This is a genomic window from Microcoleus sp. PH2017_34_RAT_O_A, assembly GCF_020737885.1.
GTDB lineage: Bacteria > Cyanobacteriota > Cyanobacteriia > Cyanobacteriales > Microcoleaceae > Microcoleus.
Genome location: NZ_JAEQDD010000093.1, coordinates 25,425 through 38,731, shown reverse-complemented (window position 1 = coordinate 38,731; position 13,307 = coordinate 25,425). Strand labels below are relative to the sequence as shown.

Sequence of the window (13,307 nt, the reverse complement as noted above, 5' to 3'; positions counted from 1 at the left end):
CTCCTAGAGCGCTGAAGCGCAACTACGTACCTCTCGAAAAAATGGTTTTTGCACAACAAATGAGATGCTCCCAGAGCGCTGAAGCGCAACTACGTACCTGCTCCCAGAGCGCTGAAGCGCAACTACGTACCTGCTCCTAGAGCGCTGAAGCGCAACTACGTACCTGCTCCCAGAGCGCTGAAGCGCAACTACGTACCTGCTCCCAGAGCGCTGAAGCGCAACTACGTACCTGAAAATTAGATAAGCACCCCACAGCTTGTATTCTTATCGTCCCGCGATTCTCACACCTTCCCTAAAATGAACAATCGTCGCAATTACCGCAATACAAAAGTAGAATATTCTAATCAGCCAAAAACAAACCCGCATTGACCAAGAAACAATCGTCGGAGCAACACCAGTTAACTGCACAAATCTCGAATTAACCTTTTTTTCAAAGCTGTCGAGGTCTTTCATCTCAGATTGTTTTGTGGGAATCACCGGAAACTGACCTGTATATACATAATAACCGAGAAAACCTTCCACTCCTACCTTTCGGTTCAAAAATGAGTTGGTTAATGTTGCAGTTTCCGCCGGCGCTAACTTATCCGATTCCGCTACTTTGTCCAGCCAAGAATTATATCTGATGGCTGGCGTACTCATGAAAACTATGGGAACTATAGGTATCAACAAAGCCGCACTAATTTGGCGACTGTATTTAGGATGTAGCAGTTTTGTCGCGATGCCAAATCCCATGCCGATAAAAGCAAATACCAATATATTTAACAGTTCAATAATTTCGATGCCCCTCAACAAATCACCGATAATCAGAATTGTATATAATAATTTATCTGCCAGTAGCAGAGCTGCGAACTTGATGAGAATTGACACGCCTACAATAGTAGCTGCAATCGCCAGATAACCTATGCCACCTAGGACGTACAAGAAAATCGAACCGACTTGTTTTAATGGCTGCATGGAATTATTCACTCTTGTGAAAGTTTAGGAGTCTGATTGACAAAACAATTTAAAATTTTAGATAAATCTGGCTCTCCACATTTGAGTCTTAAAATTGATTAGTTTGACATTTTGCAGTCAATCTAAAATCTAAAATCTAAAATCACTTGACAAGTTCCTGCGCGGCCGCTTTTGCGACTTGTGCGATCCGTTCCTTCACAACACCCTCTTCGTTAGCGCAGCCCTCGAAGAGGATCGCACTTTGGTCTGGTTCCTGTTCGCGATCGATCCCCAACCATAGAAGATACTCGATATTACCGGCCGGGCCAAGTAAAGGCGACCACGTTAAGCCTCTTTCCTGCCATCCTAAAGCTGTAGCTGCCTTCCACACTTGAAAAATCGCATCGGCTTGAGTTGCCGAGTCTCTGACTACGCCTTTTTTCCCGACGCGATCGCGCCCCACCTCAAATTGCGGCTTTACCAACAATACCGCTTCTCGCGGTGGTGCCAACAATTCCCACAGCGCCGGTAAAACCTTATCCAGCGAAATAAACGACACATCTACTACCGCCAAATCTGCTCGCGGTGAGTCGCCGTAAAGCTCCGCAGCAGTCATGTAGCGCAAATTGGTGCGTTCTTTCAAAATTACCCTCGGATCGTTGCGTAAGCGCCAATCAGCTTGACCGTAGCCAACATCGATCCCGTATACCAGTGCCGCACCGGCTTGCAGCAAGCAGTCGGTAAAACCGCCTGTGGAAATGCCGCCGTCGAGACAGATTCTGCCCGCGACGGGAATTGCAAATATTTCTAAAGCTTTGGCTAATTTGTCGCCGCCTCTGGAAACGTAGCGCGATCGCTGTTTAATCAAAATATTGGCTGCAATGTCAACCTCAGTGCCCGGTTTGTCAATTACCTGTTGGTCGATCGAGACTTGGCCAGTCCGAATCAAGGCTTGAGCTTGTTGTCGGGAGGTACATAAATCCAGGTCTACCAATAAAGTGTCTATTCGTTGTTTAGCCAAGATGTTTAATCTGTACGGATAGGGTTAAGGACTGTATCAGATTAGCACTTACGCAAAAACCCGACTGCGGATTTTTTATAATTATTTGGGTTTTCCGAGGGCGATGCCCTCACATCAGCATTTGTATAGTATTTTGAAGCTCGATCGCCGATCGCTCCTACCCCACATGATGTGACTGAGATCGCTATGAGCCTGTAGTTTTATCACACATCGACATTCGTAGAATCACATAAAAAATGTCGCAAATCAAAGATTATGTAAATACAGGGGAATGCGCTACAAACACAATCAGGGCGATGGACATGAAAAAAACGAACTTTCCGATCAGAAATTCTAACATTTGTCAAGAAAATCCTCTGGCCTTCGTCAGCGGCAACCTAATCCACATTCTTTACCCCAACGGCGAAGTAGAAGCAATCAGCACCGACCAAATCAACCGCCACCACACGAAAAATTCCCTCGACAAATGCCTCGTCTGGGGATATGTCGGCGATTTTTAATACCAATTTCCAACAAGAATACAAATGAAGAGCCAACTCCAAACCCTTAGGCAGTAAGTCATTGTCTATTCTTTAAGCCCCAATCGAAAATGGTATAATCCGTAAAAAAGATCGCTTTTCTGCTGTGATGCCAAAAAAGCGATCGAGAGCCTGCTACGTGCAAGCCACAAAAGCAATTTGCTGCTAAAAAAACCAGCTTGCTTGACTTAAATATCTTGTTCGCTCAATTCGCGAATCATGTAATCAAAAGGCTGTTCTAGAAAAGGCCCGACAGACAAGCCGGCAGATTCAACCTGAGCCTTAACCATCTCCTTCATAATGCTAATCCCCATTACCGTCGGGCCGATGGGAACGCTCAGAGAATTGTAAGTTTCTCGCAAACCTTGGAGCACGCGCTCGTCGAGCACATCGGTACTTCCAGCCACCAAGGCGTAAGTAGCGTAGCGCAAGTAGTAGTCCATATCTCGCAGACAAGCCGCGTAGCGACGAGTTGTGTAGGCATTACCACCGGGACGAATCAGTTCGGGCTGTTCTGCAAATAGCTGAATACCAGCTTGCTTGACAATAGCCGCAGCATTGCTGTTAATCGCTGCTGCTGCTTGTACCCGTGCTGTGCCAGTTGCAAAATAAGATTTCAACCGATCGATACCATCTCGGTCTAAATACCTACCAGCAACATCATAATTTTCAATCAGACTCGTCACGGCATCGCGCATAAGTTTCTCTCCCAAAAATCTTTATCAATACTTTGCTATCTGAGATAGACCGCCTATTGTAGACTACTACAAATCGGCCTTTGATTAAGATTTGAGATAGGATTTGCACACAGGGTAGTCCCTCCCCGGCAAATGACCGCCAAGTTCAGCCGTTTGCCTGATATCAACAGCCGAAACACAGACAAGGCAATCATCACAAATTGTCCTGCCCCACTAGACCCACTTTAATATTTTGTATCTATTGTTACAAAACTGTGGGTACTCAAGGCATACGATCGCGCAAACATTCTGAAATCTGCCGTTAGCGAAGCACTCGTTGCAGGATCGCCCGCAACAAAACCAATATCAGGAGTAAGTCATGTTCCAGACACCCCAAGAAGCCCTCAACTACATAAAAGAAAATAAGATCCAGATCGTCGATCTGAAATTCATCGATATGCCGGGGATCTGGCAACACCTTTCCCTGTACCACGACCAAATCGACGAAACCGCCTTCACCGACGGCGTACCCTTCGACGGTTCCAGCATTCGGGGCTGGAAAGCCATCAACGAATCAGACATGACAATGGTCATCGATCCTACCACCGCGTGGATGGACCCGTTCATGGCAGAACCCACCATCAGCTTCATTTGCAGCATCAAAGAACCCCGCACCGGCGAACCGTACAGCCGCTGTCCCCGGACGATCGCCCAAAAAGCCATAGACTACCTGCTGACCACCGGTCTCGGCGATACAGCATTCTTCGGCCCAGAAGCAGAATTCTTCATTTTTGACGACGTTCGCTTCGACCAAACCCAAAATTCCGGGTATTATTACGTAGATTCCGTCGAAGGTCGCTGGAATTCCGGCAAAGAAGAAGCAGGCGGCAACCTCGGCTACAAACCGCGTTACAAAGAAGGTTATTTCCCAGTAGCACCAACCGATACCTCTCAAGACATGAGAACGGAAATGCTGCTGACAATGGCCAAATGCGGCGTACCAATCGAAAAGCACCACCACGAAGTCGCCACCGGCGGGCAGTGCGAACTCGGTTTCCGGTTTGCCACATTAGTCCAAGCCGCAGACTACTTGCTGACATACAAATACGTCATCAAAAACGTCGGCAAAAAATACGGCAAAACCATCACCTTCATGCCCAAACCGCTGTTTAACGACAACGGTTCCGGGATGCACGTTCACCAGTCGATTTGGAAAGACGGCCAACCGCTATTTGCAGGCGATCAATATGCAGGTTTCAGTCAAATGGGACTGCATTACATCGGCGGCATTCTCAAGCACGCCCCGGCACTTTTGGCAATCACCAACCCGACGACCAACTCCTACAAGCGGTTAGTTCCGGGCTTTGAAGCGCCTGTAAACTTAGCTTATTCTCAAGGAAATCGATCGGCATCAGTGCGAATTCCCCTTTCCGGGAACAACCCGAAAGCCAAGCGCTTAGAATTCCGCTGTCCCGACGCCACATCCAACCCCTATTTAGCCTTTGCAGCGATGCTGTGTGCAGGCTTAGACGGCATCAAAAATCAAATCGATCCGGGCGAACCTTTGGATGTGGATATCTACGATCTTTCCCCGGAAGAATTAGCGAAAGTTCCTTCTACTCCCGGTTCCTTGGAAGGGGCGTTAGAAGCTTTAGAAAAAGACCACGCTTTCTTAACAGAAACAGGCGTCTTTACTGAAGACTTCATCCAAACCTGGATTTCTTACAAACTCGACAACGAAGTCAACCCGATGCGGTTACGTCCTCACCCTTACGAGTTTGCTTTGTACTACGACTGTTAGAAAATTAAGAATCAAAAATGGAAATTATGCCATTTTTAATGCTTAATTAAAAAGAACGCCGCCCTAAAAAAACGGCGTTTTTTTTAGAACTTCTGGATCAGCGCCCAGACTTTGCCTTTACCGGAGACTATCTCGGCGACACCGCGAGTAGTAGCGCCCATTGTAGCGTCAGAGACATTCTCTACTGCCCATTTATTTGCTTTCTCATCAACGATGAATAAATCGTCAGCGGCAGTGCCTTCCTGAAGGCGATATATCTTATTCAGGATGAAACGTCGCCGCGCCTCAGCTTTTGGTAGGCCCCTAACTTCATCTGGATCGACAGATAGGACACTACCTGGTTTTAATGTACCTTTTGAAGTCTTAAAATTGCGATCGCTCTTTGCTGCTATTTGCACCCTGTGAAGTGGCAAACTTAACTGAGTTTCAGAGATAATCCAAACCGCAGCTAGCGCCCCACTTTTTCCCAAACCCAGAACCGCTGCAAAGGCTGTAAAAATTAACAAAGGCTTGAAATAATTCATCATATTTGTGCTTCTTTGTGTGTAATGTGCTGCTTGGAGATGGTGTCCGAAGACAATTACCCCGATCGAACCTTATTGATTGCGGGTAATTGATGGGAGGCGTTGCTGATTGACGGTATGAAAGGCTAAATATGCCAGTCAGAGAAACCAGTATCGACAAAGCTTGGGAATTTTCAACTTATTTTTTTCATACCCTGATTAAGCAACACCTGATGGGACACCAGATGATTATAAATTAGCAATTAGCAATCAAGTAAGTAAGTACGTGAGAATAATTATTTTGATAGAACCCATTTAATATAGTTTCCGGTTGTATCGGTATTGTTTAAACCGTTAACAGTTAACTGTTAACCGTCAACATCACCTGACGGTGCAACCGGAATTGATATTAGATGCAAACTAGATCCAGTACGTGGTGACATACTCCTACACTGACTCTTAGAGTACAGTGTAGGCTTCCAAGACAATCCGGCTATCGCTTAGGAGACTCTTGGCTTTAAGAACGGGATGCCCCACCGCTCTGTTCTTTATATTTATCGCTGCATTATGGTCACGGTCTAGACTACATCCACAATGGGGGCAGTCGTGCCAGCGTTGATACAGTTTTTTAGGAACTTTCACACCACAATTAGAACAATCTTGACTCGTACCAGACGCTTGAACCGGGATCACCAATAAACCAGCTTTCTCGGCTTTGTTTATCAGTATCGACAGAAAGCTTGACCATCCAGCATCAAGTACAGACTTTGCTAACCGGGTACGCGCAAGTCCCTTAACATTCAAATCTTCAACTGCAACAACATCATATTTTTCCAATAAGTTGTTCGCCGTTTTGAAATGAAAATCTTTGCGTTTGTCTGCAACTTTTTTATGTTGTTTGCCTAGTTGTTTTACTGCTTTTTGTCTGCGATTACTACCTTTTTTACGACGAGAGACACGTTTTTGAATAACTTTTAAACGTTTCTGTGATTTTCGGTAGTGTTGGGGAATAGCAACAGTTTCACCTTCAGAAGTTGTCAAAAACTCCTTTAGACCAACATCAATCCCAGTCATTGACCTTGGATTTATATCAGGCTTGATTTCGGGAACGGTTGAATCTTCCAAGCTTAGAGTTACATAGTAACCGTCAGCTTTTTTCGTGATAGATGCGGTTTTAATTTTAAAATCATCCGGTAGCGGTCGATGCAAAATAACTTTAATTTGACCTAATTTGGGCAAAGAAATTCTACCATTGGCAATACAATCAGGTTTAATTCTTGGGTATAAGAAAGTTCTGTATCTACTACGAGCTTTAAATCTTGGTTTTCCGCTACGTTTTCCGTTGCTATCCCCCTTTACAAATCGGTCAAAAGTTGTTTTCACTCGCTTGACAACATCCTGCAAAACATCGGAATAAACATCTTTGTAATGAGGATGCGTCTCTTTCAACTTAGGGAGTGTTCTTTTTTGCCCAAAATATTCGGGGTAATCTCGCAGCTCCGGGAGATGACAAACAAGTGGACAGGCATTGATTGGACAACGATTTTGCTCATACCAATTAAATCTATCTGCCAGCAAATAATTATATTGAGCGCAACACATAGACAACCATCGGTCTATTTCTTGCGCTTGCTGTTTTGTTGGACGTAGCTTGTATTGGTATGCCGTTTTCACCTGTTATTTACCTCCTGTTATAGATATGATAGCATAGACGTGATAACAATGGGTAGACAAAAATATGAAAACTACAAGATTAAATGTGCGGATGTCCGAACGTCGATTGAATAAATTAAGGGCGTATGCAGTAAGTAAAGATAAAACAGTAACCCAAATAGTGGAGGACTGGGTTGACCAACTGCCGAACACAGAAATTGGCAAAAACTCAACTACCCTTCTCCCGGTCATTTTTGCGGATTGATATGGTCAAAGGGTGTCTCATTTTTGCCTCGCAATTCCTCTCATCACCTCCCTTCGGGTAGGTGAGAGGCTCCTTGCTGTTCGTGCTGAATGGGGACTCGTGGAGGCGTACAGTATAGAAGTTGCCGAACAGGCACACCGATCGCCCGATCGACCGCCAGCAATTTGTTACCCTAAAAGTAGAATCATTCCTCCCTCAACGCATCCCATGAACAACGCCTCTCCCCTGATTCAAACCGTGACTCCAGAACGCTGGGCCGGGTTTAGCATGGACTTCATAGGGGCGGGTTGCACAGGTTTGTTGGTCAAAAACGGCCGCGCCGTGCGTACCCTGAAATCCGGGCGCCATTTCAGCTTCGCCCTTCCCCTACTGGAACAGTGTCAAATTGTCCTCGTAGATACCAAACTTCGCAACTTGGACGTGCAGTCCCACGGAGATTTTTTGTCTAAGGATAGATTTTTAATTGATGCGACTTTGACGGTTATTTATCAAGTTATAGATCCGAAACGGGTAGCTTTGGAATTGTCCGATCCGATCGCGGCTTTAGCAAGTGCAGTTAAAGATTGTATGGGATTAGCGATCGGGCAATTTTCTTTACAACAGCTTATCACCCAAGGTCGGCTGTTGCTGCGCCAAAATTTGCTCGATCGCGTCCAAGACTTTTATCCCCTAGGTTTTAATTTAGAAGACGTGCGAATTGGCGATGTCAGCTTCCCCGAAACCAACGGAGTGATTCGCCAAGTTGAGGGAATGAGTGCGCGACAGGAAGCAGAAAATTCGGCCGCCCTGCAAATGAGAATTGCTGAAGCTGGCCGCCCGATCGCACCTCAAGCTCCCGTCCAGCAGTTAAACTTAATTTCAGGTCATTCTCCGGCGAGTCTTCCAGCTTCTGAAACAGCAGCATCATTCGATCGCGATTTGCAACAACTGACAGAACAACTCGCTCAAAATAGTCTCCCACCCGCGAGAAATTCACCTTCACTTGCACCGACGGTACTCGCCAGCAGCGATCGCAAAAATACTGCATATTTAATCTACAAGTTTTCTGGACAGGCGATCGGTTTAACGGCCAATCCTTTTACAATTGGGCGCGAACCTACCAACAGTTTAGTTTTGCAAGATCCGCAAAGTTCCCGCTACCACGCCCAAATCCGCCGCGCCACTGACGAAGTTGGCAAACAGCGATATCAACTTGTCGATAGCGGCAGTTCCAACGGCACTTTTGTCGGAGGGCAGAGGCTGGCTGCTAATGAGCCTTTTTGGTTGGCAAATGGTTGCGAAATTGCGATCGGCGACCAAAAATGGGTGTTTCAAGACGGGTGAAAACTACCCTTTTTTCGATCGAACTTAACGCCCTGTCCAAACTCGGACTACGGGTATTTTTTGATACTAATTTTATTTATTTGTACTTAGGCTGACCGTAGGGCGATCGGTGAGAATAGTAGCTGTAAAAATCGGATTTTCAAACCCATACCGAGATTGATGTCAGCCTGAAATCCAATGAATGCAAGGATTGTGGGAAAGAAGTTACAGGATGAATGTGTATTTTGACTGAGTTTTAACCCGAAAAATGTCAGTAATTCGGGCGATCGACCGCATCGCGAAGTTCAAAAAAAGTAGGTGTCAACTTATACCAAAAAACTGTTCCTTAGTGAACCGTTTTATTTGTTCAAATATGGCAGATCCTAAGACAAGATATTTTGAGTTTCGACGATCGAAATATTAGCAATCAACCGATCGCCCACATCCCAAAACAAAAATAACAGGTGTTATTTTATACTAAAGAAAGGTTCTTGCACGAACATTTTGATTATTGAAAATATGAGGAGGAAATCAGACTAATTTAAGATTGAGGGAGGCCAATAAATTGAACTGATAAATTGTGTGCAAGTCACGATCGCGTAAAAGTACAAAATTTAGGCAAAATCTTTAGTTGTCTATATTTTAGAGAGGGAGAATTGGCAAATTATGGAAGAGATCGAGGCGCCATTCGAGCAAGGAGTCAAGTAGCTGCACGATCGGGATTTTGAGCAGGCGATCGCGCTTTCCCTTGCAAGTGCTGCAACTCGATCCCAACTATACCGACGCTTGGAAGTGTCCCGGCTTGGCCTTCGGACACGTGAAGCACATCGCCCGTACCCAATTCCAAATGTCCCTGAGTAGAATTCTCTTCCCAACCCTAGGGGGGATATCTCCACAAGCATTTCGAGCGAGAATTTGTCAAGATTGAAAATATAACGAGAGGACAACCCCATGAGCTTTTCTATACAATCGATTTATACCTGGTACCGCGAGACGCTCCGCAACCCCAAGTACCGCTGGTGGATTATTCTGGGAACACTGGCATATCTGGTAAGCCCGATCGACATTGCGCCGGATTTCCTCCCCGTAGTCGGACAAATTGACGATGTGGCGATCGCAGTATTGCTGATTTCCGAAGTGTCCCAAATGGCGATCGACTATTTTAAATCCCGCCAAACACAGACAGCCTCAGCCTCAGAACCAACCGACACCTATTCAGAAGGGACACCCCGCACCGTAGATGTAGAAGCCTCTTCTGTACAATAGTTGCCAAAAATAACTGAATAGTTTACAGCTTTTTGAGAGTGAGTGGGAGCAGAAGACGATCGGCTCCCTTTTGCATTGGCACTGGTAAAGTCAAAAAGGGCGATCGAACAGGTTCTTCGTGAGGACTTCAGTCCTTTCCAGGTTCTTCGTTTCCAGGTTCTTCGTGAGGACTTCAGTCCTTTCCAGGTTCTTCGTGAGGACTTCAGTCCTCATAATTTTAAAGAATAAAAACTGAGGACTAAAGTCCTGACTACAAACAATCGAACATGATATGATTTTGAGCTTGAGGAATCGGTGTTAACAGCAAATTTTTATTTATGCAGTTTAGCGACTTAGTAGAAAAACTTAACTTAGCCAACAGCCACAGCCTAAAAGCCTCCAGCGCGGACGATCGAGAAATTACAGGCACCGCCCCAGTCGATGAAGCCACATCGGGTACGATCAGTTACATAGAAGGAGCTAAATTTGCCGCTCATGCAGCCACTACAAACGCTTCAGCCTTAATTTTACCCTTAGATGAAGGCCTGCAAGCTCAATGCAGCGATCGCAACATTGCTTGGATTTCCGCAGCAGATCCGCGATTGCTATTTGCTCAAACCATCGGCCTTTTTTACCAACCATTTCGCCCAGCATCCGAAATACATCCCTCCGCTACAGTTCACCCCGAAGCTGAAATCGGTGAAAATGTCAGTATCGGCCCCCACAGCGTGATTCAAGCAAAAGTCAAAATCGGCAATAACGTTTGCATTCATCCAAATGTCGTAATTTACCCAGATGCAGTAATTGGCGAAAATACAGTTCTACACGCTAACTGTGTGATTCACGAACGTGCTCGGATCGGGGCAAATTGCGTCATTCACAGCGGTGCGGCGATCGGGAGCGAAGGTTTTGGGTTTGTGCCGACAGCCTCAGGATGGGTGAAAATGGAGCAGTCTGGATGCACGGTATTGGAAGAGGGCGTTGAGGTGGGCTGCAACAGCACGATCGACAGGCCCGCCGTCGGAGAAACCCGCATCGGCCAGAATACCAAAATCGACAATTTAGTACACGTAGGTCACGGCTGTCAAATCGGGAAAAATTGCGCTTTTGCCGCCCACGTCGGCTTAGCGGGCGGAGTAATAATTGGCAATAATGTAATTTTGGCGGGTCAAGTAGGAATAGCCAATCAAGCTAAAATTGGAGATGGCGCGATCGCCACAGCCAAAGCCGGAATTCACAGCGACGTGCCCGCAGGTGCGATCGTGACTGGGGTTCCAGCAATTCCCCACAAACTCTTTCTCAAAGCCGCTGCTGTGTACAACCGCCTACCCGAAATGTACCAGTCCCTGAGACAAATTCAGCGCCGGATCGATCGCCTTTGAAGGAAGAACTCCGATGGAAGCAGCTATAAATCACAAGCTGGAAGGCTTAATTATCAAAGGTTTTATTTTTTTAGAGTTTTGCTGAAAAATATTTTTAGTAAAACGCATAAATTTAAGTATATATTTTTGATAATGCTACAAATCGGCACAAAAGCTTATTTGCAAATCGCAGGTATTCCCCGATCGCTTCTCAACATAATGATTGAAACTGCCACAGATCCACTTACAGGAAAAGCCCTGCTTCAAAAACTCAAAGAACTCGCTCACTTGCCCAAACGAGAAACCGCAAAACACTGCGGCTACTACTCTACAACAAAAAACGATCGCACCCGCGTTAATCTCAGCGGTTTTTACAATGCTGTACTCGCCGCCAAGGGGATTCCCTTAAGTTCAGAACGCAAAAAAGATGGTCGGGGTAGAGAAGCAGCTTATCGCGCCAGCGTCCACAAAAACGGTCAAATTGTACTCGGTACGGCTTACACTGAATCGATGGGATTAACACCCGGAGATCGGTTTGAAATTAAGTTGGGTTACAAGCACATTCACCTGATCCAGGTAGATGGCGATCGCAGTCAGGATCGGAATCCGAGCTCAAGCGAGGAAGACGAAACCGATAATGCCGAGGAATAATGCTTTAAGACCACTAAGGTGAAGATAAATTAACAATTAATCTCTAATTCGATTAATTGTGCATCTTCCAACGATCGCACGGGTATAATGCCGATAAAACCGGGTTTGACATTATAGCATTTCCGGTAAATGACTTAAAAAAAGTTTGTAGTGAGGACTTTAGTCAAGCGTAATGGATGCGGACTAAAGTCCTCACTACAAACCTATTTTATTGTGTGGTTCTAGCTAACATGATTTTATTAGTCAATATCCGATCGCCAAACCAAACATATTCGGCAGAAACCTGGTTTAACAGCGTAAGTCCTATTACCCATAAATCGCTGCACTCTCTTCTATTTGTGAGACAATCGCTTAAATGTGGAACAGCCTGAATAACCTGCGACTGGTGTCGCCATCAATACCGGCAATTGTCAAAGTAATTGTTTTTTTCTCAACTTGGGCTTGTTTGTGGCTGCCCGTAGCAATTATACTGGCGATCGCCCTCAAATGGCATCCGCCCCAACCCTTAGGCAACAAAAAACTGCCTTTACTAGCTTCCCTCTACTTAATTGTCCCCTTAATTTTGTGGGCGACAACTTGGATCGAAGGCGCATCTTTGGCTGACTGGGGTTGGGATTGGCAACCCGCAACTTTCATATCCTCGCTGCTGGGATTAACATTAGCAGTAGTCAGCTTAACCATTTTGTTCGGCGTGCAATTAACCGCTGGTTGGCTGGAACTACAAAACACCAAAGTTCAAACCGAAACAGGCGAAACAATCATTCATTTTCCGGCTTCAATTCTGAAGCCTTCAACTCTCGTGACTCTGTTATTAGCCCTGTGGATTAGCGCGACAGAAGAGTTAATCTTTCGCGGCTGTTTGCAAAATCTACTCCAGCAAGATTACTCAATACTAACCGCAGGTGCGATCGCCAGTTTGATTTTTGCGATCGCCCACCTAATTTGGGCAGCAAAAGAAACTATACCGCAACTACCTGGATTGTGGCTGATGGGTCTGGTTTTAATTTTAGCCCGCATCACCGACAATGGTAGCTTAGGATTGGCGATCGGACTCCACGCCGGATGGATTTGGGGTATAACTACCGTAGATACAGAAGGACTAATTAATCAAACCAACAAAGTACCGGAATGGATTACAGGAATAGCAGCAAAACCCCTCGCAGGTGCGGCCGGAATCCTGTTATTGCTAGCAACAGCAGCCGTAATTTTGTTAATCTAAATAAGACTTATTGCTAGAGGTATGTTGTTGGGCTTTAGCCCTCAGATAGCTGAGGTATGTTGTTGGGCTTTAGCCCTCAGATAGCTGAGATATATTGTTGGGCTTTAGCCCTCAGATAGCTGAGATATATTGTTGGGCTTTAGCCCTCAGATAGCTGA

The 13,307-nt window shown here is 45.6% G+C and carries 13 protein-coding genes; 7 read left to right on the top strand and 6 right to left on the bottom strand.

What is annotated here, in order from left to right:
• Window positions 1-264: 264 nt before the first annotated feature.
• Both JGK11_RS25725 and JGK11_RS25720 read right to left on the bottom strand, forming a co-directional pair.
• Window positions 265-954 (bottom strand): hypothetical protein, encoded by a 690-nt coding sequence (locus JGK11_RS25725; protein WP_293185242.1) that lies wholly within the window; start codon window positions 952-954, stop codon window positions 265-267.
• Between the two features lie 142 nt (window positions 955-1,096).
• Entirely contained in the window at window positions 1,097-1,954 is an 858-nt protein-coding gene (locus JGK11_RS25720; protein WP_293185241.1) for a TlyA family RNA methyltransferase, read from the bottom strand.
• Window positions 1,955-2,190: 236 nt separating this feature from the next.
• Here JGK11_RS25720 and JGK11_RS25715 point away from each other — a divergent pair, with 236 nt between their 5' ends.
• Window positions 2,191-2,454, top strand: a complete 264-nt coding sequence (locus tag JGK11_RS25715) for a hypothetical protein (protein WP_293213366.1) — start codon at window positions 2,191-2,193, stop codon at window positions 2,452-2,454.
• Between the two features lie 206 nt (window positions 2,455-2,660).
• On the opposite strand, the gene apcB is transcribed toward JGK11_RS25715, so the two are convergent.
• Window positions 2,661-3,170: an allophycocyanin subunit beta gene (gene apcB / locus JGK11_RS25710; protein WP_293143500.1), complete on the bottom strand. Its 510-nt coding sequence runs from the start codon at window positions 3,168-3,170 to the stop codon at window positions 2,661-2,663.
• Window positions 3,171-3,528: 358 nt separating this feature from the next.
• On the opposite strand from apcB, the gene glnA reads away from it, so the two are divergent.
• Window positions 3,529-4,950, top strand: coding sequence for a type I glutamate--ammonia ligase (glnA, locus tag JGK11_RS25705; protein WP_293185237.1), 1,422 nt, complete (start codon window positions 3,529-3,531; stop codon window positions 4,948-4,950).
• An 83-nt stretch (window positions 4,951-5,033) separates the two neighbouring features.
• Here the strand turns inward: glnA and JGK11_RS25700 are convergent, their stop codons facing one another.
• Both JGK11_RS25700 and JGK11_RS25695 read right to left on the bottom strand, forming a co-directional pair.
• Entirely contained in the window at window positions 5,034-5,477 is a 444-nt protein-coding gene (locus JGK11_RS25700; RefSeq protein ID WP_293185236.1) for a hypothetical protein, read from the bottom strand.
• A gap of 435 nt (window positions 5,478-5,912) precedes the next feature.
• Window positions 5,913-7,127 (bottom strand): transposase, encoded by a 1,215-nt coding sequence (locus tag JGK11_RS25695; protein ID WP_293185234.1) that lies wholly within the window; start codon window positions 7,125-7,127, stop codon window positions 5,913-5,915.
• Window positions 7,128-7,470: 343 nt separating this feature from the next.
• On the opposite strand from JGK11_RS25695, the gene JGK11_RS25690 reads away from it, so the two are divergent.
• Window positions 7,471-8,694 (top strand): SPFH domain-containing protein, encoded by a 1,224-nt coding sequence (locus JGK11_RS25690; protein ID WP_293197630.1) that lies wholly within the window; start codon window positions 7,471-7,473, stop codon window positions 8,692-8,694.
• Between the two features lie 679 nt (window positions 8,695-9,373).
• Here the strand turns inward: JGK11_RS25690 and JGK11_RS25685 are convergent.
• Window positions 9,374-9,499, bottom strand: coding sequence for a hypothetical protein (locus tag JGK11_RS25685; RefSeq protein ID WP_293203512.1), 126 nt, complete (start codon window positions 9,497-9,499; stop codon window positions 9,374-9,376).
• 125 nt (window positions 9,500-9,624) lie between these two features.
• Between JGK11_RS25685 and JGK11_RS25680 the strand changes: the two genes are divergently transcribed.
• The 4 genes from JGK11_RS25680 (at window position 9,625) to JGK11_RS25665 (ending at window position 13,149) form a co-directional block, all read left to right on the top strand.
• Complete coding sequence (locus JGK11_RS25680; protein WP_293185232.1) at window positions 9,625-9,939, top strand: YkvA family protein; 315 nt, start codon at window positions 9,625-9,627, stop codon at window positions 9,937-9,939.
• A gap of 317 nt (window positions 9,940-10,256) precedes the next feature.
• Entirely contained in the window at window positions 10,257-11,300 is a 1,044-nt protein-coding gene (lpxD, locus tag JGK11_RS25675) for a UDP-3-O-(3-hydroxymyristoyl)glucosamine N-acyltransferase (RefSeq protein ID WP_293208807.1), read from the top strand.
• Window positions 11,301-11,498: 198 nt separating this feature from the next.
• The gene (locus tag JGK11_RS25670) at window positions 11,499-11,930 is read left to right on the top strand and encodes an AbrB family transcriptional regulator (RefSeq protein WP_293185253.1); all 432 of its coding nucleotides are present in this window, start codon (window positions 11,499-11,501) and stop codon (window positions 11,928-11,930) included.
• A 355-nt stretch (window positions 11,931-12,285) separates the two neighbouring features.
• The gene (locus JGK11_RS25665) at window positions 12,286-13,149 is read left to right on the top strand and encodes a CPBP family intramembrane glutamic endopeptidase (protein ID WP_293185230.1); all 864 of its coding nucleotides are present in this window, start codon (window positions 12,286-12,288) and stop codon (window positions 13,147-13,149) included.
• Window positions 13,150-13,307 lie beyond the last annotated feature (158 nt).

What these genes read in the sequence shown, in the direction of transcription:
- JGK11_RS25670 (WP_293185253.1), top strand. Translation starts at nt 11,499, where the DNA reads ATGATTGAAACTGCCACAGATCCACTTACAGGAAAAGCCCTGCTTCAA.
- glnA (WP_293185237.1), top strand. Translation starts at nt 3,529, where the DNA reads ATGTTCCAGACACCCCAAGAAGCCCTCAACTACATAAAAGAAAATAAG.
- JGK11_RS25725 (WP_293185242.1), bottom strand. Translation starts at nt 954, where the DNA reads ATGCAGCCATTAAAACAAGTCGGTTCGATTTTCTTGTACGTCCTAGGT.
- JGK11_RS25665 (WP_293185230.1), top strand. Translation starts at nt 12,286, where the DNA reads ATGTGGAACAGCCTGAATAACCTGCGACTGGTGTCGCCATCAATACCG.
- lpxD (WP_293208807.1), top strand. Translation starts at nt 10,257, where the DNA reads ATGCAGTTTAGCGACTTAGTAGAAAAACTTAACTTAGCCAACAGCCAC.
- JGK11_RS25680 (WP_293185232.1), top strand. Translation starts at nt 9,625, where the DNA reads ATGAGCTTTTCTATACAATCGATTTATACCTGGTACCGCGAGACGCTC.
- JGK11_RS25715 (WP_293213366.1), top strand. Translation starts at nt 2,191, where the DNA reads ATGTCGCAAATCAAAGATTATGTAAATACAGGGGAATGCGCTACAAAC.
- apcB (WP_293143500.1), bottom strand. Translation starts at nt 3,170, where the DNA reads ATGCGCGATGCCGTGACGAGTCTGATTGAAAATTATGATGTTGCTGGT.
- JGK11_RS25700 (WP_293185236.1), bottom strand. Translation starts at nt 5,477, where the DNA reads ATGATGAATTATTTCAAGCCTTTGTTAATTTTTACAGCCTTTGCAGCG.